The 26,325-nt window shown below is 71.9% G+C and carries 25 protein-coding genes; 5 read left to right on the top strand and 20 right to left on the bottom strand.

From position 1 onward, the window contains the following. From lepA to AC21LY_RS08790, 3 genes are read right to left on the bottom strand one after another with little or no spacing between them, the layout of a single operon-like run. A complete protein-coding gene (gene lepA, locus AC21LY_RS08800; protein WP_489046051.1) occupies positions 1 to 1,854 on the bottom strand; it encodes a translation elongation factor 4 in 1,854 nt (617 codons plus the stop codon). A 40-nt stretch (positions 1,855 to 1,894) separates the two neighbouring features. After that, positions 1,895 to 2,884: an RNA polymerase subunit sigma-70 gene (locus AC21LY_RS08795; protein WP_489046050.1), complete on the bottom strand. Its 990-nt coding sequence runs from the start codon at positions 2,882 to 2,884 to the stop codon at positions 1,895 to 1,897. A gap of 7 nt (positions 2,885 to 2,891) precedes the next feature. After that, on the bottom strand, positions 2,892 to 3,503 hold the full coding sequence (locus AC21LY_RS08790; protein WP_489046049.1) for a maleylpyruvate isomerase family mycothiol-dependent enzyme: 612 nt from the start codon (positions 3,501 to 3,503) through the stop codon (positions 2,892 to 2,894). 104 nt (positions 3,504 to 3,607) lie between these two features. Between AC21LY_RS08790 and AC21LY_RS08785 the strand changes: the two genes are divergently transcribed. After that, positions 3,608 to 4,222 carry a type II toxin-antitoxin system PemK/MazF family toxin gene (locus AC21LY_RS08785; protein WP_489046048.1) on the top strand — a complete coding sequence of 205 codons (615 nt, stop codon included), beginning with the start codon at positions 3,608 to 3,610 and terminating at the stop codon, positions 4,220 to 4,222. A gap of 7 nt (positions 4,223 to 4,229) precedes the next feature. Here AC21LY_RS08785 and AC21LY_RS08780 read toward each other — a convergent pair whose 3' ends face one another. Continuing rightward, a complete protein-coding gene (locus AC21LY_RS08780; protein ID WP_489046047.1) occupies positions 4,230 to 4,913 on the bottom strand; it encodes a type 1 glutamine amidotransferase domain-containing protein in 684 nt (227 codons plus the stop codon). A gap of 204 nt (positions 4,914 to 5,117) precedes the next feature. Between AC21LY_RS08780 and AC21LY_RS08775 the strand changes: the two genes are divergently transcribed. Genes AC21LY_RS08775 through AC21LY_RS08765 form a run of 3 tightly spaced genes read left to right on the top strand, consistent with a single transcriptional unit; the run spans position 5,118 to position 8,292 of the window. After that, positions 5,118 to 6,716, top strand: a complete 1,599-nt coding sequence (locus tag AC21LY_RS08775) for a succinic semialdehyde dehydrogenase (RefSeq protein ID WP_489046046.1) — start codon at positions 5,118 to 5,120, stop codon at positions 6,714 to 6,716. Between the two features lie 29 nt (positions 6,717 to 6,745). After that, positions 6,746 to 7,885, top strand: coding sequence for a saccharopine dehydrogenase family protein (locus tag AC21LY_RS08770; protein ID WP_489046045.1), 1,140 nt, complete (start codon positions 6,746 to 6,748; stop codon positions 7,883 to 7,885). Continuing rightward, entirely contained in the window at positions 7,882 to 8,292 is a 411-nt protein-coding gene (locus tag AC21LY_RS08765) for a PPOX class F420-dependent oxidoreductase (protein WP_489046043.1), read from the top strand. Before AC21LY_RS08770 ends, AC21LY_RS08765 begins: the two co-directional genes overlap by 4 nt. 153 nt (positions 8,293 to 8,445) lie before the next feature. Here the strand turns inward: AC21LY_RS08765 and AC21LY_RS08760 are convergent, their stop codons facing one another. The 4 genes from AC21LY_RS08760 to AC21LY_RS08745 are packed head-to-tail and all read right to left on the bottom strand — an operon-like array spanning position 8,446 to position 14,311. Further along, the gene (locus AC21LY_RS08760) at positions 8,446 to 10,953 is read right to left on the bottom strand and encodes an excinuclease ABC subunit UvrA (protein ID WP_489046042.1); all 2,508 of its coding nucleotides are present in this window, start codon (positions 10,951 to 10,953) and stop codon (positions 8,446 to 8,448) included. Between the two features lie 13 nt (positions 10,954 to 10,966). Further along, positions 10,967 to 11,809: a transglutaminase family protein gene (locus tag AC21LY_RS08755; RefSeq protein ID WP_489046041.1), complete on the bottom strand. Its 843-nt coding sequence runs from the start codon at positions 11,807 to 11,809 to the stop codon at positions 10,967 to 10,969. Then, a complete protein-coding gene (locus AC21LY_RS08750) occupies positions 11,806 to 12,789 on the bottom strand; it encodes an alpha-E domain-containing protein (protein ID WP_489046040.1) in 984 nt (327 codons plus the stop codon). The genes AC21LY_RS08755 and AC21LY_RS08750 overlap by 4 nt, the downstream gene beginning before the upstream one ends. After that, entirely contained in the window at positions 12,776 to 14,311 is a 1,536-nt protein-coding gene (locus tag AC21LY_RS08745) for a circularly permuted type 2 ATP-grasp protein (protein ID WP_489046441.1), read from the bottom strand. Before AC21LY_RS08745 ends, AC21LY_RS08750 begins: the two co-directional genes overlap by 14 nt. A 331-nt stretch (positions 14,312 to 14,642) precedes the next feature. Here AC21LY_RS08745 and rpsT point away from each other — a divergent pair, with 331 nt between their 5' ends. Beyond that, on the top strand, positions 14,643 to 14,903 hold the full coding sequence (rpsT, locus tag AC21LY_RS08740) for a 30S ribosomal protein S20 (RefSeq protein WP_489046039.1): 261 nt from the start codon (positions 14,643 to 14,645) through the stop codon (positions 14,901 to 14,903). Between the two features lie 135 nt (positions 14,904 to 15,038). Here the strand turns inward: rpsT and holA are convergent, their stop codons facing one another. From holA to AC21LY_RS08680, 12 genes are all read right to left on the bottom strand, one after another. Next, the gene (gene holA, locus AC21LY_RS08735; protein WP_489046038.1) at positions 15,039 to 15,980 is read right to left on the bottom strand and encodes a DNA polymerase III subunit delta; all 942 of its coding nucleotides are present in this window, start codon (positions 15,978 to 15,980) and stop codon (positions 15,039 to 15,041) included. Beyond that, on the bottom strand, positions 15,895 to 17,508 hold the full coding sequence (locus AC21LY_RS08730) for a ComEC/Rec2 family competence protein (RefSeq protein WP_489046037.1): 1,614 nt from the start codon (positions 17,506 to 17,508) through the stop codon (positions 15,895 to 15,897). The genes holA and AC21LY_RS08730 overlap by 86 nt, the downstream gene beginning before the upstream one ends. A gap of 1 nt (position 17,509) precedes the next feature. Next, positions 17,510 to 18,571 carry a ComEA family DNA-binding protein gene (locus tag AC21LY_RS08725; protein WP_489046036.1) on the bottom strand — a complete coding sequence of 354 codons (1,062 nt, stop codon included), beginning with the start codon at positions 18,569 to 18,571 and terminating at the stop codon, positions 17,510 to 17,512. 127 nt (positions 18,572 to 18,698) lie between these two features. Further along, complete coding sequence (locus AC21LY_RS08720; protein WP_489046035.1) at positions 18,699 to 19,553, bottom strand: DegV family protein; 855 nt, start codon at positions 19,551 to 19,553, stop codon at positions 18,699 to 18,701. Beyond that, positions 19,550 to 20,278, bottom strand: coding sequence for a diglucosylglycerate octanoyltransferase (gene octT / locus AC21LY_RS08715; protein WP_489046033.1), 729 nt, complete (start codon positions 20,276 to 20,278; stop codon positions 19,550 to 19,552). The genes AC21LY_RS08720 and octT overlap by 4 nt, the downstream gene beginning before the upstream one ends. Continuing rightward, positions 20,275 to 20,979 carry a histidine phosphatase family protein gene (locus tag AC21LY_RS08710; RefSeq protein WP_489046032.1) on the bottom strand — a complete coding sequence of 235 codons (705 nt, stop codon included), beginning with the start codon at positions 20,977 to 20,979 and terminating at the stop codon, positions 20,275 to 20,277. The genes octT and AC21LY_RS08710 overlap by 4 nt, the downstream gene beginning before the upstream one ends. Next, on the bottom strand, positions 20,979 to 21,395 hold the full coding sequence (gene rsfS, locus AC21LY_RS08705) for a ribosome silencing factor (protein ID WP_489046031.1): 417 nt from the start codon (positions 21,393 to 21,395) through the stop codon (positions 20,979 to 20,981). Before rsfS ends, AC21LY_RS08710 begins: the two co-directional genes overlap by 1 nt. After that, the gene (gene nadD, locus AC21LY_RS08700; RefSeq protein ID WP_489046030.1) at positions 21,392 to 22,039 is read right to left on the bottom strand and encodes a nicotinate-nucleotide adenylyltransferase; all 648 of its coding nucleotides are present in this window, start codon (positions 22,037 to 22,039) and stop codon (positions 21,392 to 21,394) included. Before nadD ends, rsfS begins: the two co-directional genes overlap by 4 nt. Before the next feature lie 64 nt (positions 22,040 to 22,103). Further along, positions 22,104 to 23,594: a vWA domain-containing protein gene (locus AC21LY_RS08695; protein WP_489046029.1), complete on the bottom strand. Its 1,491-nt coding sequence runs from the start codon at positions 23,592 to 23,594 to the stop codon at positions 22,104 to 22,106. A gap of 2 nt (positions 23,595 to 23,596) precedes the next feature. Further along, positions 23,597 to 24,508 carry an AAA family ATPase gene (locus AC21LY_RS08690; protein ID WP_489046440.1) on the bottom strand — a complete coding sequence of 304 codons (912 nt, stop codon included), beginning with the start codon at positions 24,506 to 24,508 and terminating at the stop codon, positions 23,597 to 23,599. Next, positions 24,505 to 24,954, bottom strand: a complete 450-nt coding sequence (locus AC21LY_RS08685; RefSeq protein WP_489046028.1) for an SRPBCC family protein — start codon at positions 24,952 to 24,954, stop codon at positions 24,505 to 24,507. The genes AC21LY_RS08690 and AC21LY_RS08685 overlap by 4 nt, the downstream gene beginning before the upstream one ends. 46 nt (positions 24,955 to 25,000) lie before the next feature. Next, positions 25,001 to 26,284, bottom strand: coding sequence for a glutamate-5-semialdehyde dehydrogenase (locus AC21LY_RS08680; protein WP_489046027.1), 1,284 nt, complete (start codon positions 26,282 to 26,284; stop codon positions 25,001 to 25,003). Positions 26,285 to 26,325: the final 41 nt, after the last annotated feature.

The following is a 26,325-nucleotide window of genomic DNA, read 5'->3' as shown; positions in this document are numbered from 1 at the left end:
CTACTTGCCCTTCGGCTTGTCCGCGGACGCGTCGGACGAGAGCGCGGCGACGAAGGCCTCCTGCGGCACGTCGACCCGGCCGATGGTCTTCATCCGCTTCTTGCCCTCCTTCTGCTTCTCCAGCAGCTTGCGCTTGCGGCTGATGTCGCCGCCGTAGCACTTGGCGAGCACGTCCTTGCGGATGGCGCGGATGTTCTCGCGGGCGATGATCTTGGAACCGATCGCGGCCTGCACCGGCACCTCGAACTGCTGGCGCGGGATGAGCTCCTTGAGCTTGACCGTCATCTTGTTGCCGTACGCCTGCGCGCCGTCCCGGTGGACGATCGCACTGAAGGCGTCGACGGCCTCGCCCTGCAGCAGGATGTCGACCTTGACCAGGTCGGACTGCTGCTCGCCCGCCTCCTCGTAGTCGAGGGAGGCGTAGCCGCGGGTGCGCGACTTGAGCGAGTCGAAGAAGTCGAAGATGATCTCGGCCATCGGCAGCGTGTAGCGCAGCTCGACGCGGCTCTCGGACAGGTAGTCCATGCCGCCGAGCTCGCCGCGGCGCGACTGGCACAGCTCCATGATCGTGCCGACGAACTCGCTGGGCGCGATGATCGTGGTCTTGGTGATCGGCTCGTAGGTCTCGCGCAGCTTCCCGTCCGGCCAGTCCGACGGGTTGGTGACGATCAGCTCCTTACCGTCCTCGCCGACCACTCGGTAGACCACGTTGGGCGAGGTGGAGATCAGGTCGAGGCCGAACTCGCGCTGCAGCCGCTCACGGGTGATCTCCATGTGCAGCAGCCCGAGGAAGCCGCAGCGGAAGCCGAAGCCCAGGGCCACGGAGGTCTCGGGCTCGTAGGTGAGCGCGGCGTCGTTGAGCTGAAGCTTGTCCAATGCCTCGCGCAGCGCCGGGTAGTCCGAACCGTCCACGGGGTAGAGACCGGAGTAGACCATCGGCCGCGGCTCCTGGTAGCCGGTCAGCGCCTCCTCGGCCCCGTTCCGCGCGGTGGTCACGGTGTCGCCGACCTTCGACTGGCGCACGTCCTTCACGCCGGTGATGAGGTAGCCCACCTCACCCACGCCGAGCCCCTTGGTGGCCTTCGGCTCGGGCGAGACGATGCCCACCTCCAGCAGCTCGTGCGTGGCGCCCGTCGACATCATCTTGATCTTCTCGCGCGGGACGATCTTGCCGTCGACCACGCGGATGTAGGTGACCACGCCGCGGTAGGTGTCGTAGACCGAGTCGAAGATCATCGCCCGGGCGGGCGCGTCCGCGTCGCCCACCGGTGCGGGGATCCGCTCGATCACCCGGTCCAGCAGCGCGCCGACACCCTCTCCGGTCTTGCCGGAGACCCGCAGCACGTCGTCGGGCTCGCAGCCGATGATGTGCGCGATCTCCTCCGCGTACCGGTCCGGGTCTGCGGCGGGCAGGTCGATCTTGTTGAGGACCGGGATGATCTCCAGTTCCTTGTCCATCGCCAGGTACAGGTTCGCGAGGGTCTGCGCCTCGATCCCCTGCGCGGCGTCGACCAGCAGGACCGCGCCCTCACACGCCTCCAGCGCACGGGAGACCTCGTAGGTGAAGTCCACGTGGCCGGGAGTGTCGATCAGGTGCAGCACGTACTCGTCGTCCCCCACCTTCCAGGGGAGGCGCACGTTCTGGGCCTTGATGGTGATGCCGCGCTCGCGCTCGATGTCCATCCGGTCGAGGTACTGCGCGCGCATGGCCCGCTCCTCGACCACACCCGTGAGCTGCAGCATCCGGTCGGCCAGGGTCGACTTGCCGTGGTCGATGTGCGCGATGATGCAGAAGTTACGGATCCGCGCGGGGTCCGTGAAGGTGGTGTCGGCGAAGCTGGGAATCGGTCTCACTCCTCGGGCGGCTGGCCGGGTTCCCGGCACACGTCAACCCCTAGTTTCTCATGCCGCCGTGAGCCGGCGCGACGCCGACCTCCAGGCGGGACGGCAGACCGAAGGCCTCGAACCGGTGGGCCTGATCCAGGCACGTGGTCACCCGGGTGATCCGGGCACCGTCGGACTCGATGACGACGAGGGCGAACGGACGCAACCCGCCCTCCCCGTCCGGGGCGTACTGCCCGAACGCCGGGGAACCGTTCGCGGTGGTCGGCACAAGCCGGTGTCCTACGCAAGCGTCGCCGGAGCCGAAGAGCGCCGCGTAATCGTCCGCGCCGCGGAGCCAGAAGGCGACCGGCGGCATGGAGAAGACGACGTCCTCCGCGAGCAGGGCGGCCAGGCCCGCGACGTCGTGCCGCTCGAAGGCGCGGACGAAGCCGTCGAGGAGCCGGGGATCCACCTCGCTCGCCGGGACGTCCGACGGTGCCGGCCCCGCCCCCGCGAGCACCTTCCGCGCCCGCTGCAGCGAGGAGTGGGCCGCCGCCGCGCTGATCCCCAGCATCGACGCGGTCTCGGCCGCGCTGTGCCGGTAGACGTCGCGCAGGATCAGCACCGCGCGTTGGGACGGCGTCAGGTGCTGCAGCGTCGCGACGAAGGCCATGCGGATCGTCTCGTGCCGTTCGACGGCCGCGGCGGGATCACCGCCGGCGTCCGGCAGCGGCGTGACCCAGCTGCCGGGCCGCAGCTCGGCGAAGGCCTGATCCCCCGCGCCGTTCCGCTCGGACAGGTCCGTCGGAAGGGCCTTGCGCGGGGCGGCGCGCAGCAGGTCGATGCAGTATCGCGAGGCGATCGCATACGCCCAGGTCCGGACACTCGCGCGCGCCGGGTCATAGGTCTGACGCGCGCGCCACAGCCGCAGCAGGATCTCCTGCGCGGCGTCCTCGGCGCCCGCGCCGTCGCCGATCATGCGGTAGCAGTAGCGGACCAGCTCGGGGCGGAGTTCGCCGAGAACCGCCTCGTCGATCACCGCCGCACTGCTCACCGCCACGCGGTGATCATCCCACGGCCTCACCCGCCGGGACCGGGTGTCGGCCCGTCGCGATGAGGACGATGGTGAGCGTCGGCAGCGCGACCTCCCGCGGGCCGTCGCCGAGGACGAGGTCCGAGTCGTCGGCCGCCAGCCGCAGGCCGGTCAGGTCGACGCCGAAGAAGGCGAGGTTCTCCGCGGTCGATCCGGCCACCGTCGCCGCGAGCACCTCGGGCTCGGGCGCCGGCAGGCCCAGCGGGACGGTGATGTCGAGGCCGTGGATCACCTCGTGGGCGAGGGCGCCCTGCGTCGCGCCCGGGCCGGGAGTCCAGCGGCTCGCCACGCGTGCCTTCTGGATCGCCAGCAGTTCGGCATCGGTGTACCGCGCGGCGTCGGCGCGGGCGAGGTGGTCGACGGCGGCGTTGACGTCGCCCTGCGCCTCGGCGACCGCGGCCTGGAACTGCTCGTACGTCTGCGTGTCGGTCATGTTCAGGTGGGCGACCACCTCCCGGACGCGCCAGCCCGGGCACAGCGAGTCGGCGACCCACTGCTCGGGCGCGAGACGCTCCAGCAGCCCGGCCATCCGGGTGCGTTCGGCGACGGTGGCGTCGTACAGGTCGGTGTCGGTGCGGATGGTCATGGTGTGCTCCTGTGCTCGGGATCGGTCTGCACAGGTACATACGAGCGGGGTCGCCGGAATTCGTCGCAAGCGGCGTCCCGCCGTCCGTGCCTATCCTGGAGGGTATGGCGAACGACTTCACCCGCTTCGCGGCCGTGGCCGCCAAGCTCGCACGCGAGCACGGGCCGCGGCTCGCGGCGCAGGTCGTCAACAGCCCGACGGTCCGCGCGGGCCGCGAGGCGATCACGCAGGCCGTCACGCAGACGGTGACGCAGGCGCTGGGCCTGGAGGCACCGTCGGAGCCCAAGGAGTTCACGCCCGGCAGGCCGGTGACCCGCACCTCCACCCCCACCGCGCTGATGGCGCGCGGCGTCGTCTACGCGCCGCAGCTCGACGGTCGGGCCGACCCGGGCGAGATCGTGTGGACCTGGGTCGAGTTCGAGGAGACGACGGGACCGAACGCGGGCCAGGGCAAGGATCGCCCGGTGCTGGTGGTGGGGCGGTCGGCGAGCAGCCTGCTGGGCCTGATGCTCTCCAGCCAGGAGCGGCACATGGGCGAGCCGGACTGGGTGGGCATCGGCTCCGGCCCGTGGGACGCCGACCAGCGTCCCTCGTGGGTGCGGCTCGATCGCGTTCTCGACGTGCCGGAGGACGGCATCCGCCGCGAGGGCGCCGTGCTGGACCGCCGGCGCTTCGAGTCCGTCGCGCAACGCCTGCGCGAGGACTACGGCTGGACCTGAGCCGCCCTCACAGCAGCGCCGCGACCTTCCGGGCCGTGTCCTTGGCCGAGCCCGGGTTCTGGCCGGTGACGAGGTTCCCGTCGACCACCGTGTAGGACACGAACGGCAGCTTGCCCTTCTCGTAGAGCGCGCCGCGCTCCTTGCACCGCTCCTCCGCGTTGTACGGGACCAGCTTGTCGACGCGGGCGAGCACCTCCTCCTGCCACGCGAACCCGGTCATCTTGCGCCCCTTGATCAGGTAGTCGCCGTTCGTGAGCTTCGTGTCGAGCAGGCCGCAGTAGCCGTGGCAGACGGACGAGACGATGTCGCCGCGCTCGAAGATCTCGCGCGTGATCCGCTGCAGCCCCTCGCTGCCCGGGAAGTCGTACATCACGGCGTGCCCGCCGGTGAAGAAGATCGCATCGAAGTCGGCGGAGTCGATCTGCTCGGGGCCGGCAGTGTTCTCCAGCAGCGCCATCTTGGCGGGGTCGGCGCGCCAGGCCTTCGCGGTCTTGTCGTAGTTGGGGAACTTCAGCGAGCGCGGCTCGAGCGGCACCGCACCGCCCTGGGGACTGACCAGAACCTGCTCGAAGCCCGCGTCCTCGAAGACGTGCCAGGCGTGGGTGAGCTCGGACAACCACAGGCCGGTCTTGTGCGACGGATCGTCGTACTGGCCGACATTGGTGACGACGTTGAGGATGCGCTTCGACATGGGCGGGTGCCTCCTTCAGGGGCGGGCGTTCCGGCCGCCCCGACCGGGTACGACCTGCGATGTGTGCACCGCTTACATTAACCGAGCGGTCCGGCTGCGTCAACGGCCGAGGCGATTCCCCACACCCTGTTGACAGTGCTTACATCGCCGGTCTAGCGTCGATGTAAGCAACGCATACATCACGACGGCGAGGAGCCCGCAGACATGACATCGACCGCATCGGACATCACCACCACGTCGTCGATCCCGGCACCGCCGGCGTCGCTGACGACTGCAGCACTGCACCGTCTGGCCCGCCGCGTCAGCGCCGCACCCGACGCCACCCGCACCGTCACGCACGCTCCGTACAGCGGCGCCCCTCTGGCCGACCTTCCGATGTCGACGCCCTCCGACGTCGAGGAGGCGTACGCCCGCGCCCGGCGCGCGCAGGCCGGATGGGCGGCGACCCCCGCCGCCGACCGCGCCAAGGTGCTCCTCCGCTTCCACGACCTGGTGCTCGAACGGCAGGCGACGGGACTCGACCTGATGCAGGCGGAGAACGGCAAGACCCGTCGCGACGCCTACCTCGAGATCGCGGACACGGCGATCGCGGCGCGGTACTACGCGCGGACCGGCCCCAAGGCGCTCGCCCCGCACCGTCGAGGCGGCGCGCTCCCGCTGCTCACCCGGACCACCGAGCTGCACCACCCCAAGGGCGTCGTCGCGATCATCTCGCCGTGGAACTATCCGCTCTCCATGGCCGCCACCGATGCGATCGCGGCACTCATGGCCGGGAACGCCGTCGTCCAGAAGCCGGACACCCAGACCGCACTCACCGCGCTGTGGGCCCTGGACCTGATGAACGAGGCCGGGCTCCCCGCCGACCTGTGGCAGATGGTCATCGGGAGTGGCAGCACGATCGGTGACGCCCTCATGGCCGGCGCGGACTACATGATGTTCACGGGGTCCACCGCCACCGGACGTCGCATCGCCCGCGACGCGGGCGAGCGCCTGATCGGCGCCTCCCTCGAGCTGGGCGGCAAGAACGCGATGCTCGTCCTCGACGACGCCGACGTGGACCGGGCCGCGGCCGGCGCGGTCGCCGCGGCCTTCCCGTCGGCGGGCCAGCTGTGCGTGTCGGTCGAGCGGATGTACGTCGCCGACCGCGTGTACGACGCCTTCGTGGCGAAGTTCGTCGAACGCACGAAGTCCCTCGAGATCGGCGCCACCTACGACTTCAGCTCCGACGTCGGCAGTCTCACCACGGACAAGCAGCTCCGGACCGTCACCGAGCACGTCGCCGACGCCGTCGCGAAGGGCGCTACCGTCCTCGCCGGTGGCCGGGCGCGCCCGGACCTCGGCCCCCTGTTCTACGAGCCGACGATCCTCACGGACGTGACGCCGGAGATGACGGTCTACGAGCACGAGACCTTCGGCCCCGTCGTCTCGATCTACCGCGTCGCGGACGACGACGAGGCGATCGCGCGCGCCAACGACACCGTCTACGGCCTCAACAGCAGCGTGTGGGGTCGCGATGCCCGACGCGCCGCGACAGTCGCGGCCCGGCTGCGCACCGGCACCGTCAACATCAACGACGCCTTCGCCGCCGCCTGGGGAAGCATCGACTCCCCCATGGGCGGCATGGGCGATTCCGGTCTCGGCCGCCGGCACGGCGCCGAGGGTCTGCTCAAGTACACCGAGGCACAGACGATCGCACGCCAGTCCCGCCTGAACTTCTACCCGCCCGCCGGCGTCCCGTGGCGACTGTGGGCACCGACGGTCACCACCGCGCTACGCATCTGGAAGGCCACCGGCGCACGCTGAAATCCGACACCGTCCCAAGGAGCCCCACCATGACCGCACAGGAGAACACCCCGGGCCGGATCGTCGTCTTCGGCGCGACCGGCTACGCGGGCGGTCTCGCCGTCGACGCGCTCGTCGCGCGCGGCGTACGCCCCGTCCTGTCCGCCCGATCACAGGGCAGGCTCGCGGAGCTCGCCGAGCGCCACGGCGGCCTGGAGTACCAGGTCGCCGACGTCTCCGACCCCGACAGTGTGCGCGCCCTCGTCACCGCGGGCGACGTGCTCGTGACCGGTGTCGGCCCGTTCGAGCGCGTCGGGTGGGTCGCCGCCGAGGCTGCCGCCCGCGCCGGCGCGCACTACGTGGACTCGACCGGCGAGGTCGGCTTCGTCCGCGAACTGCACCGCCGGCACGACGGGCAGGCCCGTGCGAACGGCTCGGTCATGCTCCCCGCCTTCGGCTACGACTACGTCCCCGGCGTCCTCGCGGGATCGCTCGCGCTCAATGAGGCGGGTGAGGAGGCGAGATCGGTGGACATCGGCTACTTCGCCACCGGCTCGCTGCGCAACGGTCTGAGCCAGGGCACGCGCGGGACCGTCCTCGACGGCATGAGCCTGCCCGTCGCCGTGTTCCGCCGCGGCGCACTGGTCGATCTGCGGGCCGCCCAGGAGGTCGTCCGCTTCCCCGTGCGCGGGCGCGAGCGGGCGGGCATCCTCGCCACCGGCACCGAGGTCCTCCAGCTCCCCCGTACCTATCCGCAGCTGCAGGACGTCCGCGTCTTCAACGGCTGGTTCCCGGAGCTCGCGCGGCCCATGCAGGCGATGTCGCTCGTCGCGACGGCGCTCTCCCGGCACCCGCTCGGCCGGCGCGCGCTCGACGCGGTCCTCCCCCGGTTCGTCGGTCCCGCGGGAGGTCCCGACGAGGCCGAGCGCGCCCGGACCCGCGGCCTCGCGATCGCTGTCGCGCGATCCGCGTCCGGCGAGGTGCTCGCCGAGGTCGAGGTCGACGGCCCGTCGCCCTACACCGTCACCGCCGAACTGATGGCGATGGCGGCGGACCGTCTGGCCCGGGGACTGGGACGGACGGCCGGCGTCGTCGGGCCGATCGACGGCCTCGGCGCCGACGCCTTCCCCGCGGCATGCGCGGAGGTCGGGCTGGCCCCGGCCACCCACCCAGCGGGAGCCGCATCATGACCGGGTTCGATGCGGGTAGCGCCCGCTACGTCTCGCTCGCGACCTTCCGCAGGTCCGGGGAGCGCGTGTCCACGCCGGTCTGGACAGTCCCGCTCGGCGTCGGCCGGATCGGCGTGTCCACCGCGCCCGACGCGGGCAAAGTCAAGCGGCTCGGGAACGACCCGCGCGTGGAGCTCACCCCGTGCGACGTGCGCGGCCGCATCGAGCCCGGCGCCCCGACGGTGACGGGTCGGGCGACGATCGTGGCCGACGGGCCGGAAATCGCGACGGTACGCCGGGCGCTGCGCGCGAAGTACGGCCTGCAGGCCGTCGTCATCGGCCTCGGGAGCACTCTCAAGACGGCGCTCTCGCGGCGGCGGGCCGACGAGGCCGTCCTTGTCATCACGCTCGACGGTGCCGCCCGGTGACGGTCTACGACGATCCGGGCGGTGCACCGACCGCCATCCGGGCCATCACCCGGTAGCTCGGCGTCGGCTGGATGGCCGGCGTCTACATCGTGGCGCTGTGCGGCGCCACCGCTGCGGCCGTGTACCTGGTGCCCGAGACCAAGGGGAACGCGCTCAGCTGAGCCGGGTGCCCTCCAGGTGCGCCCGTAGGAACCGGCCGGTCATGCTGTCCGTGGTACCGGCCACCTCCTCCGGCGTCCCGTGGGCGACGACGGTGCCGCCCGCGGCCCCGCCACCCGGGCCGAGGTCGATCACGTGGTCGGCGTTGGCGATCATGTCGAGGTCGTGCTCGACGACGACGATCGTCGCACCGCGGTCGACGAGCCGCTGCAGCACGTCGAGCAGGACGCGGACATCCTTCGGGTGCAGGCCCACCGAAGGTTCGTCGAGCACGAAGACGGCGTCGGACTGATCGCGCCCCAGCTCTCCCGCGAGCTTGAGCCGCTGGGCCTCGCCGCCCGACAACGCCGGCGTCGCCTCGCCCAGGGTCAGGTAGCCGAGGCCGAGATCGTCCAGGGTGCGCAGCTTCTTCGCGATGCGCGACACGGGCACGGCTTCGGCGGCCTCGCGGACGCTGAGCGCCAACAGGTCCGGGAGGGACCGCCCGTCGGGCTCCGGCCAGCGCACCGACGAGGCCTCGGGGGCGTACCGTCGGCCCAGGCAGGACGGGCATTCGATGTCGACGTCGGGGAGGAACTGCACGTCGAGCGAGACCTGCCCCGTCCCCTCGCACCGCGGGCAGCGGAGCGAGCCCGTGTTGTACGAGAAGGCACCGGCTTTCAGGCCCAGGTCCTTCGCGGCGGCGGTCCTCGCGTACTCGCGGCGCAGATCGTCGAGGACGCCGCTGTAGGTCGCCACGGTCGAGCGCACGTTGACGCCGATCGGCGTGGCGTCCACCAGGTTCACCCTGCCGAGGCCCGGCGCATCGAGCACCGTGACATGTCCCGGCAGCGGCTCGCCGGCCGCCGCGGCGGTGAGCGCTGGGACCAGCCCCTCGAGCACCAGCGTGGACTTGCCGGAGCCGGAAACGCCCGTCACCGCGGTGATCCGGCCCACCGGCAGATCGACGGAGAGGGCGTGCACGGTGTGGATCGGAGCCGTCTCGAGGTGGATGACGCCCCGCGAGAAGACCTCCCCGTCGGGGGTGCGCGGCCTGGTCCGAACGGGTTCGCGGCCGGCCAGGTAGTCGCCCAGCACGGAGTTCTGGTCCCGCTCGATCTCGGCGACGGCCCCCTGCGCGATCAGGCGGCCGCCCTCCGCGCCGGAGCCGGGGCCGATCTCGATGATGTGCTCCGCCTCGCGGAGGACATCCAGGTCGTGATCCACGACGACCGCGGAATTGCCGTCCCGCAACAGGTCCCGCACCACGCCGAGGAGACCCTCGACGTTGGCCGGATGCAGCCCCACCGACGGCTCGTCGAGCACGTACAGCACACCGGTGGTGCGGTTGCGGACCGCCCGCGCGAGTTGCACCCGCTGCCGCTCACCGGTGGAGAGGGTGGCCGCGGCGCGGTCCAGGCCGAGGTAGCCGAGGCCCAGCTGCAGCAGGCGCCGTGCGATGGATTCCAGGGTGTCGACGAGGATTCCGGCCATCTCGCGCATGTCGGCCGGGAGCGGCCCGACGGTGCCCGGTGCCCACGCCACGACCTCGTCGAGCGTCATCGCGCTGACCTCCGCGAGGCCGAGGTCACCGATGCGCGGCGCCCGTGCCTCCGGGCTGAGCCGGGTGCCGCCGCAATCGGGACAGACGCCGGCGTGCACGAATCGGTTGATCCGGCCGAGCCCCGCCTCGGTGGTGGCCTTGTCGAGCGCCTCCTGCACGGCGGCGTTCGCGCTCCGATAGGTGAAGTTGACCTCGAACAGCTTGCCGTTCTTGCTCGAGACCGCCACCTTCCGTTTCTCGGCGGGGCCGTGCAGCACGATCTCCCGCTCCGCGTCGCTGAGCTCGTCGTAGGGCACGTCGATGCGCACGCCGAGGTCCGCGACCACCTGGGGCATGAAGGAGAAGCCGAACATCGACCAGGGTGCGACGGCTCCGTCGGCGATGGTCTTCGTGGTGTCGGGCACGAGTGCGGCACCGTCGACCTCGCGGACGGTGCCCGTCCCCGAGCAGGTGGGGCAGGCACCGTCGGAGTTGAAGGCCAGGGACTCCGCACCGGGCGGGGTGAAAACGACCCCGCAGACCGGGCACGTGAGGTCCAGGCCGATGGCGACATCGATCGTCGGATCGAGGTAGTGGCCGTTCGGGCAGCGGTGGGACGCGAGACGGGAGAACATGAGCCGCACCACGTTCAGCAACTCGGTGCTCGTGCCGAAGGTGCTGCGCACCCCCGGAACGCCAGGCCGCTGCCGCAGCGCGAGCGCGGCGGGGACGTGCTCGACCGAGTCGACCGCCGCCCGCGGGGCCTGCGCCATGCGGCGGCGGGTGTACGTGGACAGGGCCTCCAGGTAGCGGCGCGAGCCCTCCGCGTACAGCACGCCCATCGCCAGGGACGACTTGCCGCTGCCCGACACGCCGGCGATCGCGACGAGGCGCCGCAGCGGCACGTCCACGTCGAGCGCGCGCAGGTTGTGCACCCGTGCGCCGCGGACGGCGATCCGCAGCGGGGTGTCGTCGGTCATCCGTGCCGGGTGATCATGCGAGCCGGGTGATCTCGACGACCACGTCGAGATCCGAGGCTCCTCCACCGGCGATGACGCCGCGCAGGGGCGGCACGTCGGCGTAGTCGCGGCCCACGCCCACGGAGACGTGCCGCTCGCCGATCGGGACGTCGTTGGTGGGGTCGTAGCCGCGCCACTGCCCCGTCCACGCTTCGATCCAGGCGTGCGACTCGCCCGCCACCGTCGCCCCGATCTCCGCGTCGCGCTGGGGGTGCAGGTACCCCGAGACGTACCGGGCCGGGATCCCCACGCTGCGGAGCAGGAGCAGCGTCAGGTGCGCGTAGTCCTGGCAGACGCCCTTGCGCTCGTCCCAGGCGTCGATCGCCGACGAGTGCACGCCGGTGGTGCCCGGCACGTAGTCCAGTTCCTCGTGCACCCAGCGGCACACCGCGAGCACGGCCTCGTCGGGTTCCAGATCCTTGACCAGCTTCTTCGCCTGCGCCGCCAGCCTGCGGTGCTTGGGCACGTAGTCGGTGAAGCTGAGCAGCTCGTCGAACCGGTCGCGCACCCGCTCGGTGCCGAGCGCGTCCCAGGTGACCACGTCGCCCCCGTCGTCGGCGGCCTCGGTCTCCACGACCGAAGCGCCCATGACCTCGAGCGCGGTGTGCGGGGCGTGCAGGTCGAAGGCGGTCACCGCGGTGCCCCAGTAGTCGGTGTACCGGTAGGCGCGGGTGGCGGGCACCGTCTCCACGCGATTGAGGATCACGTTCTGCCGCTGGTCACTCCGAGGCGTCAGCCGCGCCTCGTTGTACGACGAGGTCACCGGCGCGTTGTAGCCGAATCCGGTGGAGTGCACGACTCGAAGACGCCAGCTCACAGCTCCCCCTCCAGGATGGTGTCGATGTCGCCGCGGGCGCGGGCGTCGGTCCAGGCGACGTACGGCGTCACGTGGAAGTAGCGGGCGGTGATGGCCTCACCCGCGGCCTGCCCGAGTTCCTGCAGGGCGAGGAGCCGGCGTTGCAGGTCGTCGAGGAGCTCGCCGGGCGCGAGGTACTCCAGCTCGCCGCGGGCGCGCCCGAGGAGCCGCTGCGCCTCGGTGCGCGTGCCGAGGCGGCCCTCGCGGCCGCCCTCGATGGCGCCGAGGCAGTCCTCCGCCGTGGTGAGCGCGTGGATGACCGACCTCGGGAACAGCCGATCGACCAGGATGAACTCGACCACCCGGGTCGCGTCCAGCACACCGCGATAGGTGCGCAGATAGGTGTCGTGGGCGCCGGTCGCGCGCAGCACCGTCACCCAGGTGGGCGAGCCGGCGCGTTCCCCCGCGCGGGAGAGCAGCAGCCGGACCGTCATGTCCATCCGCTCGATCGAGCGGCCCAGAAGCAGGAACCGGTAGCCCTCGTCGCGCGAGAGCGTCGAGTCGGTCAGGCCCGCGAACATCGCGGCGCGGTTCTTGATGTAATTCAGGAACTCGTGCGGTCCGAGCCGGCGCGCGGCGCGCTCGCGCTCGGCGAGCCCGTTGTAGGTGGCGTTGAGGCACTCCCACATCTCCGAACTGGTCACCTCGCGCGCACCGCGAGCGTTCTCGCGGGCGGAGGCGACACTGGCGGCGATCGAACCGCTGCCGGGGTCGCGGTTGTACGCGACGACCTCGGTCACGGCGCGCAGGTCCAGCGGCTGGTCCGCGGGCGGCTCGGGAATGCCGAGAACCCGCACGAGCTGCCGGGATACCCGGTCCTCGTCGACGGTGGCGTCCTCGAGGAACTGGTGCACGGTCACGTCGAGCATCCGGGCGGTGTCGTCGGCACGTTCGGCGTACCTGCCGATCCAGTACAGCGCCTCGGCGTTACGGGCGAGCATCGGGACCCTCCTGACGTGCCTGCTGCTGCTGTTGGTCCTGTGAGCTGAGCTCGGGGCCGAGCTCCACCTGCTGCTGTTCGGCCAGGTCGCGCCGGGGTACCACCTCGGCGCCCTCCAGCTCCGCCTCGGCGGCCGAGGAGCGGGCGGCGAGCACCCAGGTGTCCTTGGAGCCGCCGCCCTGACTCGAGTTCACGACCAGGGAGCCCTCCGGCAGCGCGACGCGGGTCAAGCCGCCGGGCAGCACCCAGACGTCGTCGCCGTCGTTGACGGCGAAGGGCCGCAGGTCGACGTGGCGCGGGCGCGCCTGCTCACCGACCTTCGTCGGCACCGTCGACAGCTGCATGACCGGCTGCGCGATCCAGCCGCGCGGATCGGCGGCCACCTTGCGGCGCATCGTCGCGAGCTCCTTCTCGCTCGCGTCGGGGCCGAAGACGATGCCGTAGCCGCCCGACCCCTCGACGGGCTTGATCACCAGCTCCTCGATCCGGTCGAGCACCTCCTCGCGCTCGTCGTCCAGCCAGCAGCGCAGGGTGTCGACGTTCTGCAGCAGCGGCTTCTCACCGAGGTAGTAGTCGATGATGTCCGGCACGTAGGTGTAGGTCAGCTTGTCGTCGGCCACGCCGTTGCCCACGGCGGAGCTGATCACCACGTTGCCGGCGCGGGCCGCGTTGAGCAGTCCCGCGACGCCGAGCACCGAGTTCGGCAGGAACTGCATCGGATCGAGGAACTCGTCGTCGATGCGGCGGTAGATCACGTCCACTTGCTGCTCTCCGTTGGTGGTGCGCATGTAGACCACGTTGTCGCGGCAGAAGAGGTCGCGGCCCTCGACCAGCTCCACGCCCATCTGCCGCGCCAGCAGGGAGTGCTCGAAGTAGGCGGAGTTCGCCATGCCCGGGGTCAGCACCACCACCGTCGGGTCGGCCTCGTTGGAGGCCGCGCTCCGCCGCAGCGCCCGGAGCAGGTGCGAGCTGTAGTCGGCGACGGCGCGCACCCGGTGCCGCTGGAACAGGTCCGGGAAGACCTGCGCCATGGTCCGGCGGTTCTCCATCACGTAGCTCACGCCCGACGGTGACCGCAGGTTGTCCTCGAGCACGCGGAAGGTGCCCTCGGCGTCCCGGATCAGGTCGATACCGGCGACGTGGATGCGCACACCGTTGGGCGGTCGGATCCCCGCGGCCTGGCGGTGGAAGTGGGCGCAGGAGGTGACCAGCCGCTTCGGAACCACGCCGTCGCGCAGGATCTCCTGCTCCGAGTAGATGTCGTCGAGGAACATCTCCAGCGCCTGCACGCGCTGCTTGATGCCCTTCTCCAGCCGGTTCCACTCGGCGGCGGCGATCACGCGCGGCACGAGGTCGAGCGGGAAGGGGCGCTCGCGGCCCTCCAGCGAGAAGGTGATGCCCTGGTCGATGAAGGCCGCGCCGAGCGCGTCCACGCGCGCCGCGAGGTCCGATTCGTCGGCCGACGAGAGGGCGCCGAAGATGCGCCGGTACGGGGTGCGGACGGTGCCGTCGTCGGCGAACATCTCGTCGAACGCCCGCCCGAACGACGGTGCCGCGTCGTAGCCCGCGAAGAGCGGTGCCTCGTCGGACAGTCGCGGGACGGGGGCCGGCTTCCGGGTCACGGACGCGGCGCGTCCCGACGCGCCGGGCTTGGCCTGTTTCTGCGGGGTCACCCGCACATCGTGCCGCACTGGCGCGGATTCGGCAGCGGACTCGTTCACGTGGTGGCAAGCTGTCCGTCGAGCGTTGTTCCCGTGGCCGCGCCGCGATTTGGGTTGTGCCCCGGCCGCTGGTAACCTGGTCCGTCGGCAGTCAGTACCGGCTGCCCCTTTCGAGACAAGAGAGTTTGAACGCGTGGCCAACATCAAGTCCCAGATCAAGCGGATCAAGACCAACGAGCGCAACCGTCTGCGCAACCAGTCGGCGAAGTCGTCGCTGCGTACCGCCATCCGCCACTTCCGCGAGGCCGTCGAGGCCGGGGACAAGGGCAAGGCCGGCGAGCTGCTCGTCAGCACCAGCCGCCAGCTCGACAAGGCCGCCAGCAAGGGCGTCATCCACGCCAACCAGGCCGCCAACAAGAAGTCGGCTCTGTCGCGGGCACTGAACAAGCTCTGATCTTCCGCTAGACGCGCGTATCACCGCGCCGCACCACCGTCGGCACCACGCGGGCCGAACCTGGTACGGCGCGGTTTTCGCGTACCCGTACCCGGTTCGACGGTGCGCGCCCACACCGTCGCCGGCGACCGACGCTCAGCCGGCGAGGTTCGCGACCTTGCGGACGGCGATCTCCAGCGCGTAGTCCGGATCGGCCGCTTGGCCCTTGACGTCGGCGTTCGCCGCAGCCACGGCTTGCAGCGCGCCGGCGACGTTCTCCGCCCGCCAGCGCCGCGCGACCTGCGTCATCTTCTTGACCTTCCACGGCGCCATGCCCAGTTCGCCCGCGTCCCGGTACTGATCGGGAGTACGCCCGAGCCCGCGAATGCGCGCGACGGAGTGCACGGCGTCGGCCAGGGCGTCGGCGATGAGCACGTGCGGCGTGCCGCGGTGCTGCGCCCAGCGCAGGGCCTCGAGCGCCGCCGCCACCTGCCCGGCGACCGCCTTGTCCGCGATCTCGAAGCCGGTGACCTCGGCGCGGCCCGCGTAGTACCGGTGCACGGCGGCGAGATCGACCCGGCCGCCCGTGTCGGCGACGAGTTGGGCGATGGCCGCCGCGAGCTCGCGCAGATCCTTGCCGACCGAGTCCACCAGCAGATCCACCAGTTCGTCCGAGACGCGGACCTTCTGCGCCCGGAACTCCGACTTGGCGAAGTCCGCCCGGTCCCGCGCAGAGGTGATGGTGGGCACCTCGACGATGTCGGCCCCCGCCTTCTTCAGCGCCGCGACCATCGATTTCGCGCGGCCACCACCGCTGTGCTCGATCACCAGTGTGATGCCGTCCGGCGGGTTCTTCGCCGCATCCACGATGAGATCGACGGGCGCCTTGCCTGCCTCGGCCGCCGACTCGAGGACGACGATGCGCTCCTCGGCGAACAGCGACGGGCTCAGCAACTCGACGAGTTCGGACTGATCGACGTCACCCGCGCGGATCCGGGTGACCGGCACCGCGTCACCCGCGCCGCCCGGCAACCCCATACCGCCGTCGCCCGCGGCCGCGCGCGCCGCCTCGACGATCGACCCGACCGCCCGCTCCACCAGGAGCCCCTCGGTCCCGACGACCACGTGTACGCGCGCGCTGTCCACCACGCCTCCCATACTTCCAGACCCCACCGACAACGACGCACGCCACGACGAGCGCGATACCCGTGCCCACGCCGCCGGGCGCGTCGACGACGCCGAGCCCTGCACACCACCGCGCGACCGTGATCACCCACCACAGCTCCGGCCCGGTCGCCCGCACCGCGAGGCCGGCCAGGGGCGCCGCCACGGGCGCGGCGACCGCGGCGAGGGTGCCGACCACGGTGATCACCGGGATCACCGGCCCTGCAAGAAGATTCGCGACGATCCCGCCGACCGGCACGCGGCCCGAGAAAGCCACGACCAGCGGCAGCGTCACCACCTGCGCCACCGCGGTCACGGCGATCAGGCTCGCCAGCGTGTCCGGGACCCGGGCCGTCACCAAGCGGTCGCGCAGCACCGGCGACCAGAGCACCAGTCCGGCCGTCGCCACCACGGACAGCGCGAAGCCGATGTCGCGCGCCAGGGCTGGCCGGATCAGCATGAGCAGCACGACGGCGGCGAACAGCGCGACCAGCGGCTGCCGCCCGCGGCGCAGCGCGAGCGCCGCCACCCCGACCAGCCCCATCACCGCCGCGCGGACCACCGAGCCGGTCGGCCCCACCAGACCGACGAAGGCGATGATCGCCACCGTCGTCACGGCGGCACGCACCGTCAGCGGCAGCCCCGCCGCGGCACACAGTCCCAGCACGCACAGCGCGATGATCGCGAAGTTAGCGCCGCTTACCGCCGTCAGGTGGGTGAGCCCGGAGTCCTGGAAGTCGCCGCGCACCGTCGGCAGGGTCGACGACTCGTCACCCAGTACCAGCGCCGGCAGGAGTCCGGCCGCGTCGACGGGCAGCGACTCCGCGGCGACGGCGGCCAGCGCACGCCGGACCGCGGCGGCGGCCCGGAAGTACGGCGGCGCGCGACCGACCACCCGCGGCTCCCCCGAGCCGATCAGGACCGCCGCCACCAGACCCGGGCGGATGCCCCGCAGCACCCTCGACCGGACCACCACCCGCTCGCCCGGAACCAGGCCGCCGAAGTCGTGCGTCGCACCGAGCAACAGCACCCCGCCGTGCACCCGGACGACCTGATCCGCGCGGACCGCCAATGCCGTGGCCACCACCAGCACCTGCGAGGCATCGAGGTGCCCGCCCGGATCACCGGACCGCTGCCGCGGCCACTCGTCGACCTCCACCAGCACCTCCACCGCGCCCGCGCCGTCGAAGGCGGCGATGGCGGCGCGCTCCCGGTCGTGCACCCGCACGGCGACCGACGCCGCGACGCCCGCCCCCAGACCCGTCGCCGCGACCACCGCGAGGCACACCGCCTGCACGGCCGGGGCAGCGTGCCGCCGGCGGAGGATCGTGGCCGATACCGCCACCGCCGCGAGAGCACCCGTCACCCACCAGGCCGCCCGGGCGGAGACCAGTGCGACCGCGGCGGCGGCCCAGCACACCATCGCCGCCGGCAGGAGTCTCAGGTCGAGCCGCTCACCCATCTCACACCGTGGCCATCGGCTTGATCTTCGCGAGCTTGGCCTCGCCGATCCCGCTCACCTTCGCGAGATCGTCCACCGACCGGAAGGGACCGTTCCGGTCGCGGTACGCGATGATCGCTGCGGCCGTCGCCGCGCCGACGCCGGGTAACCGGTCCAGTTCGGAGGCGCCCGCCGTGTTGATGTTCACCGGGCCCCCGGCTCCGGCCGCACCGGAAGCACCGTTCCCGGGAACCCCCGCCGGCGTCGCACCGCCCGCTGCCGCCCCGCCGGACGTCGACTTCACCGAACTCCGCAGCGTGACACCCGCTTTCGGATCCACCGCCCCGACCACCACCTGATCCCCGTCCCGCAGCGGCTGCGCGAGGTTCAAGCTCGCGGTATCCGCACCGCCGAGTGCGCCGCGGGCGGCGGCCAACGCGTCGGCGACCCGAGCGCCGGGCCGGAGCCGGTGCAGCCCCGGCGTCCGCACGAGCCCGACGACCGCCACCACCAGCTCCGACGGTGCCGCGCTCGGCGGCGCGACGGCACTCGGCGCCACGGCACTGGGCGCGCCGTTCGCAGCAGACCCACTCCCCGGCACCCCGCTCGCCGCCGACGGCCCACTCCCCGTCGACGCCACCGACGCCGACGCCCCCGCGAAATGCACCACCGGGTACTCCCCGGCCCCGCCCGCGCGCGACGGTCCGAGAACCACCACCGCGGCGATCACGGCCGCGATCAGCCCGACCACGATCAGCGCGACCGCGGCGCGCGGGGTGGTACGGACCCGGTCCACGGTCGCCCTCCACCCCGTCGGCTCCGGGTCGTCCCAGAAGTCGTCGTCCTCCATCCGGACGCGCCGCGACGGCCCCATTCCCTTGTCGTCCTCGCCGATCCACGGTCCGTCCCCACTGCGATCCTCACCGCCGCCGCGCCGCCCGGCCCCGCCGGGCCGCACAACCCGGTGAGGCCGTACAGCCCGGTCCGGTTGCTCGGCCGCGAAGTCCTCCAGCCATGCCGGCCGCGCGAAGATCTGCTCGTCTGCGACGCCGCTGCCGGTCGTCGCCTCTCGTTCGCCGCTCATGGAAGGCACCGTAGGACGGGGGCACCGTCGGAACCCGTCCCGGAACGCCCGAAACGGACCCGCCTGTGGATAACCCCGAACCTGTGGATGGAGGGGTCGGCGACGAGCTTCTCGTCGGCGCTGTGTGCTAGGCCTCGTCCGCGTCCGTGACCAGCGCCGGAGCGACCGCGACGCCCACCGCGCCCGCACCGAGGTGCGCGGCGATGGTCCCGCCGAAGGGCCCGATCACCAGCTCCGTGAGCTGCGGAAACTCCTTCTTCGCGAGCTCGGCCACGTGCTCAGCGGCCTCGGGGGCACCGACGTGGTGCACGGCGACGCGCGCGGGCCGGTTACCGAGGTGCTCGGACGCCAGCGCCGCGAGCTGGTCCCGCGCCCGCGAGACGGTACGGGTCTTGCGCTCCGAGACGATCCGGCCGTCCTGCAGCCGCAGCACCGGCACGATCTGCAGCGCACCGCCGAGCAGCGCGGCAAGAGCGCTCACCCGCCCGCCGGCCCGCAGGTGATCGAGGGTCGCGACGCAGAAGAAGCCCTCGGCACCGTCAAGGACCTGGCGCGCCGCCTCGGCGACCTCGTCGGCGGACGCCCCCGCGCGAGCCAGCCGCGCGGCCTCCAGCACGCCGAAGCCCATCGCCATGTCGATGCTGCGCGAATCGATGACCCTGATGCCGGCGTCCATCAGCGCGGCCTGCGCGACCGCGGTGGAGTACGTGGAGCTCAGGTGCGAGCTCATCGTGATCACGACGACCCCGTCACCGTCGGCCTCGGCGACCGCGGCGCCCAGCACCTCGCGCACCTCGCCGACGGACGGGCCGGAGGTGGTCACGCCCTCCTTGACGAACCGCTCGGGCTGGTAGCCCGTCCCGCGGTCGACGTACTCGCCCTCGCCGGACAGGACGTGCAGCGGCAGCATCCGGATCCCCAGTTCGGCGACCCGGTCCGGAGCGATCGCGGCCGACGCATCGGTCACCACGACGACCGTCATCGCGCACCCCCTTCCGCGCCGCGCAGGGCGCACAGCACGCGCTGCGCCACCCGCTCGTGCATCTCGAACGACCAATGGATCCCGTCGATGTTATTGATCCCCAGGTCGAAGGACCACTCGCACAGGTCACGCAGGGGAACCATCGGGACCCCGGCCCCGTCGGACCAGGCCCGCATGGCGGCCTCCGTCCGGGCCCACCCGGGGTGCGCGAAGGAGTACGCGAGCGCCCGGTGCGTGGGCGGCGCGAGGACCGCGACGGGCGCCTCGGGGCGCAGGGAGTGGATCGAGTCGTACGTCCGGCTCAGGTAGTCGACGGTGACCTTCGGCGGCAGGGCCATCGGCCAGCCGAGCGGCGAGAAGACCTTCTGGACCACGGCGTAGCCGTCCCGGGCCCGGGCGCGGAGCGACGCGGGCCGCAGGTAGCGGATCTGCTCGCGGATCGCGGTCGGCACCGGCGAGGGCAGCGAGTCCATGCCGCCGAGCGCGAGCACCGCGGCCTCGACGTCCGGGACGACGGCCCAGACCCGCGGGTCCTGCGTCACGCACCACCAGCCGTCGCGGGTGGTCCAGCCGACACGGGCGAAGAGCTCGCAGCGCAGGCCCAGCTCGGCCGCGACCAGGTTGGGCCAGATCCGCGGATCGGACGCCGGTAGGGCGCCCTCGGGGCCGTAGAAGCCCAGGGAGTCGCTGAGCACCAGAAGGGCGCCGGCCGACCGATCGCTCACTGGACCTCGGGAGCGGGCCGGAAGGTGTCGACGTCCGACGAGGCGTTCCACACGTCGAGCCGCCAGCGTGGCACGTCGCCGTGACCGGAGAGCTGCACCCAGCTGCAGTTGCCGAGGCCGCCGAGGATCGGCCAGTGGTCGACGGGCAGGTCCAGCAGCCGGGCGGTGAGCGCGGCGACGAGACCGCCGTGCGCCACCAGCACCACCGGCCGCTCGGTCGAGCCCCACGCCGGCAGCCGCTCGATCAGCTCCTCGACGAGCGGATACGAGCGGGCCGCCACGTCCACCCTTGCCTCGCCGCCGGGCGGCGCCCACTCGGGCGCGTCGCGCCACCGCAGCCGCGCGCCGGGCATGTACTCGTCGACCTCGCCGTGGGTCATCCCCTGCCAGTCGCCCAGCATGGTCTCCCGCAGCCGGACATCGGTCTCGACGGTGCCGCCGGTGACCGCGGCGAGCGCGTCCGCGGTGTCCCGGGCACGACGCAGGTCCGAGCTGACGATGACCAGGGGGTCGCGGTCGCCGAGCGCCTCGGCGGCGGCAGCTGCCTGCCGCCGGCCCAGGTCGGTGAGGTCGGTGTCGAGTTGGCCCTGCATACGCCCCTCGGCGTTCGACGCGGTCTGGCCGTGCCGGAGCAGCACCAACCGGCGCACCGTCGGGGTCAGGCGCTCGACCGACGAGTCCAGACCGTCCTCCACGTGCATCAGGCGCCCTCGCGGGCCCCGTCGGCGCCCTCCGAGCCCTCCGTGCTCGCGTGCTCGCCCAGGCCCTCGACCTCGATGCGCGGGCAGTCCTTCCACAGCTTCTCGAGGGCGTAGTACTCGCGCTCCTCCTCGTGGAAGACGTGCACCACGATGTCGAGGTAGTCCAGCAGGGCCCAGCGGCCCTCCCGGGCGCCCTCGCGGCGCGTGGGCTTGACGCCCGCCTCGCGGAGCTGGTCCTCGACCTCCTCGACGATGGCGTTCACCTGCCGCTCGTTGCTCGCCGAGGCGATGACGAAGGCCTCGGTCAGCACGAGCTGCTCCGAGACGTCGAGGACGACGACGTCGGTCGCGAGCTTGTCGTCGGCCGCGCGGGCCGCGACGGCGGCGAGGGTACGGGCCTGTTCGGATGCGGTCATGATCCTCCTGGGTTCACGTGTTGTCCGGTGCCGGGCGGGCTCTGGTACAGAGCGCGCTTGGCGATGTACTGCACCACGCCGTCGGGCACGAGGTACCAGACGGGCCGTCCGGCGTCGGCGCGCGCGCGACATTCGGTCGACGAGATGGCCAGCGCGGGCACCTCCACGAGGAACAATCTATCCTTCGGCACGTTCGACAGATGATCCGCGGCCAAGTGGTAGCCAGGCCGGGAGACGCCGACGAAGGTCGCGAGGGAGAACAGCTCCTCCCAGTCCTGCCAGGTCAGGATCGACGCGAGCGCGTCGGCGCCGGTGATGAAGTACAGGTCGATGTCGGGGTTCTGCCGGTGCAGATCGCGGAGCGTGTCCACGGTGTAGGTGTCGCCGCCGCGGTCGATGTCGACGCGGCTGACGGAGAAGCGCGGGTTCGACGCGGTCGCGATCACCGTCATCAGGTAGCGGTCCTCGGCGGGGGTGACCTCGCTCTTCTGCCACGGGCGCCCGGTGGGAACGAAGATCACCTCGTCGAGGTCGAACCGGTCCGCCACCTCGCTGGCGGCCACGAGGTGGCCGTGGTGGATCGGGTCGAAGGTCCCGCCCATGACGCCGACGCGACGGCGTCCGGCGGTGCTCGACTCACGCATAGCGGTCCATCCTATGCGCGGGCGCCGCGGTCCCCCGCATCGAGACCGGCGGCGGCCACGCATCTCACACGGGCAGCAGACGCCCGATGACCTCGGCGAGCTGCCCCGCGGTGCGGCACTCGTACATGTCGATCAGCCGCCCGTACTTGTCCGCGACCGAGTCGCCCGTCCCCCACGAAGCCTTCCGCTCGGGGTTGAGCCAGAAGGCGTGCCGCGCCGTCTCGACGAGTTCGTCGAGTTCCGCGAGCGCGGGGTCGGTGTGGTTCGAGCGCGCGTCGCCGAGGATCAGCAAGGTGCCCCGGTGCGTCACGGCGTCGGGGAAGTCGCGGACGAACGTGCGTAGCACGTTGCCGTAGTCGGAGCCGCCGAACCGCGCGACGTTGGTCTCCCGGATCACCCGGTCGAACATGTCGACCACGGTGTCGACGGTGAGCGTGCGCGACGGGTCGATGTAGTCGGTGATCTCGTCCACCGAGTCGACGAAGCCGAACACCCGGATCTTGGAGAACTCGGCGCGCAGGGCGTGCGTGAGCAGCAGCGTGAAGTTCGAGAAGCCCGCGACCGAGCCGGACAGGTCGCACAGCAGCACGAGCTCGGGCTTCGTCGCCCGGGGTCGACGGTGCGCCAGATCGATCGGCACGCCGCCGGTCGACATCGACTTGCGGAGCGTGCGCCGCAGATCGATCGGGCCGCGGCGGGCGCGGCGACGACGCACCAGCAGCCGCGTCGACAGCTGGCGGGCCAGCGGCCGCACGGTCTGTTCCATACGATGCAGCTCGGTGCGGGTAGCGGCGAAGAAGGCGACGTTCTCGGGCAGCTGCGGCGCGGCGTACTGCGCGACGGCCTCGGGGCCCCGTCGGGCGGCCATGGCGACGGAGGTCAGCTCCTGCACCCGTTCGGTGAGCCCGGCGACGCGGGCGCGGGCCACGCGGCGGGCCGACTCGTACTCGAAGCTGCCGGGCGCGGCACCGTCCTCGCCCGCGGCCGCGAGCAGGCCGTTCGCGATGGCGGCGATGAGCGTCTGCGGGTTGAGCGCCTTGAGCGCCTGGTAGGAGGAGTACGCGCCGCCGGTGGCCGATTGGTACTGCCCCAGCTGCTCGACGATCTGGCTGGCGATGCCGTCGTGGTCGCCGCCCGCCACCAGGGCGGCGACGGCCTCGGCCCGCAGCGCCTCACGCACCGCCTCCGGGTCAGGCGGGGTGTCGGCGGCGGGCATCTTCAGCGGGTCGACCTGGTCGGGCGCCTCTCCCGGCACGCCCTGGCATCCGCCCGGCCCGCCCTGGCCCGAGCCTCCGGCGGCACCGTCGGCCCCGAAACCGCCCCGGACGGGGAAGTACAGGTCGAAGATCACGTCGAAGGTCTTGCGGTGCATCTGCTCGCGCAGAAGAACGGCCGCGAGCCCCTCGCGCAGCTGACCGCGGTCGGTGAGGTCGAGCACCGTCAGCACCTCGGCGGCGGTGATCGCCTCTCCCGGGCCGATGGCCATGCCCCGCTCGCGCAACGTCCGCACGAAGGCGTGCAGATGCTGATCGAGCGGGGTCCCGGCGGTCGTCATCGCTACAGGCCCAACGCCGCGGCGGCGGTCTCGATGTCGACCTGGTGCTTGAGCACCACGCCCAGGGTGGAGCGCAGCGCGTCCTTGTCGATGGACCCGCTCGCGCTGCCGGTGACGCCGAGCGCGAGCAGCGTGCGGCACCAGTCCAGCGTCTCCGAGACGGAGGGCTTCTTCTTCAGGTCGAGCCCGCGCAGCGTGGAGATCACGCGCAGCAACTGCTGGGCGACCTCGGTCGGCAGGTCGGGGACGCGGCTGCGGATGATCGACAGTTCCAGCTCGGTGTCCGGGAAGTCGATGTGCAGGTAGAGGCAGCGACGTTTGAGCGCCTCCGACAGCTCGCGGGTGGCGTTGGAGGTGAGGAAGACCAGCGGCTTGCGCTCCGCGGTGATGGTCCCCAGTTCGGGCACCGTCACCGCGTAGTCGGAGAGCACCTCCAGCAGCAGGCCCTCGAACTCGAGGTCGGCCTTGTCCGCCTCGTCGATCAGCAGGACCGACGGTCCGCTCTCCCGCACTGCCTGCAGGAGCGGGCGCGGCAGGAGGAACTCCTCGGAGAAGACGTCCTCCTTGGTCTCGTCCCAGTCGCCGCTCGCGCCCGCGGACCCGGCGGACTGGATCCGCAGTATCTGCTTGGCGTGGTTCCACTCGTACAGCGCACGGGCCTCGTCGATGCCCTCGTAGCACTGCAGGCGCACGAACCGCGCCGCGCGGGCCTGGGAACAGGCCCGCGCCAGCTCGGTCTTGCCGACGCCCGCCGGGCCCTCGACGAGGAGGGGCTTGCCGAGCCGGTCGGCGAGGAAGACGGCGGTGGCCGTGGCCACGGACGGGATGTACCCCGTCTCGCGGAGCGCGGCGGCGACATCGTCGACGCTGCTGAACAGGGCCGTGGGCGCCGGGGTGGCGGCGAGCGTACTCAGCGTGCTGCCTTCCGCTTCATGACCTCTTTGGTCAGGCCGTTCTTGATGATGTCCATGGCGACCTTGATGCCCTTCTTCACCACGAAGCCGGGCGCCTTGACCTTCGGATCGAGGTACATGGTGACCTTGACGTGCGTCTGGTCGTCACCCTTCGGCGAGAGCTCGTAGATGCCGCCCTGGCTGCGCACGGCGGTGCCCTCGTTGCGGGTGTCCCACTTGCAGGTGACGTCGGTGAAGACGTAGTCGAAGATCAGGTTGTCGGTGAACATCATCAGGCCGACGGAGGCCTCGACCACGCTGGGCCGGCCGTTCGCGTCGCGCTCGACGATCTTGACGTTGCTGTGTGCCGAGGACCAGTCCGGCAGCGCATCGACATCGGCGAGGGTGTCGAGGACCAGCGCGACCGGGGCGTCGATGTCGAATTCGAGGGACTCGTTGATTGCCATGGCGACAACCTACCCCCGACCGTGGCGCCGCTCACCGCGCCGTCCGCTACCGGGGCCGCACGTGCCCATCGCCCCAGGCGATCCACTTGGTGGAGGTGAGCTCCGGCAGGCCCATCGGGCCCCGGGCGTGCAGCTTCTGGGTGGAGATGCCGATCTCGGCGCCGAAGCCGAACTGCTCACCGTCGGTGAAGGCCGTGGACGCGTTGACCATGACGGCGGCGGCGTCCACCCGCGTGGTGAACTCCCGGGCCGCGGCGAGATCACCGGTCACGATGGCCTCGGTGTGTCCGGTGCCGTAGTGGTCGATGTGCGCGATCGCCTCGTCCATCCCGTTCACGATCTTCACCGCGACGTCGAGGCTGAGGTACTCGTCGGCCCAGTCGGTCTCCGTGGCGGGAACCATCCCGGCCTCGTCGCCGTGCACGACCACGCCCTCGGCCTGGAAGGTGCCCAGCAGCCGCGGGAGGAAGGTATCGGCCAGCGCGCGGTCCACGAGCACGGTCTCCGCGGTGTTGCACACGCTCGGCCGGCGGGTCTTGGCGTTGATCACGATCCGCTCCGCCATGTCGAGGTCCGCCGCGGCGTGCACGTAGACGTGGCAGTTGCCCGTGCCGGTCTCGATGGTGGGGACGGTCGCGTCGCGCACCACGGCCGCGATCAACCCGGCGCCGCCACGCGGGATGACCACGTCGACGAGGCCGCGGGCGCGGATCAGCGCGGTGACGCTGGCGCGGGAGTCGGCCGAGAGCAGCGCGACGGCGTCCGGGGTGATGCCCGACGATGCCAGCGACTCGCGCAGGATCTCGACCAGGGCGGCGTTCGACGATGCCGCCGAGCTGGAGCCGCGCAGCAGCACCGCGTTGCCGGACTTGAGGGTGAGCCCGAAGGCGTCGACGGTGACGTTCGGCCGCGCCTCGTAGACGATGCCGACCACCCCGAGCGGCACGGCCACCTGCCGCAGCTCGAGGCCGTTGGGCAGGGTGGAGCCACGTAGGACGGTGCCGACGGGGTCCGGCAGGCCGGCAACCTGGCGCAGGCCGGAGGCGATGCCGTCGACGCGGGCCGCGGTGAGGGCGAGCCGGTCGATGAGCGACTCCTCGGTGCCGGCCGCGCGGGCACGCTCGACGTCCTCCGCGTTCGCCGCGAGGATGTGGTCCTTGTTCGCCAGCAGCGCGTCGGCGGCGGCGTGCAGCGCGGCGTTCTTCTGCTCCGTGGTGAGCGTGATCAGGTGCTTCGACGCGGCGCGGGCGGCGCGGGCCGCCTCCTCGACCGCGGTGGTTGCGGCCTGCAGGTCGGCGTCGGTGGCGGCGGAGACGGTGGGCGTGCTCATGGTCCGAGAATACGTGCCGCGCCGGATTGTCAGTGCGCGGT

The organism is Tsukamurella sp. II2bb (assembly GCF_057815145.1).
This window is presented reverse-complemented; position numbering and strand designations above follow the sequence as displayed.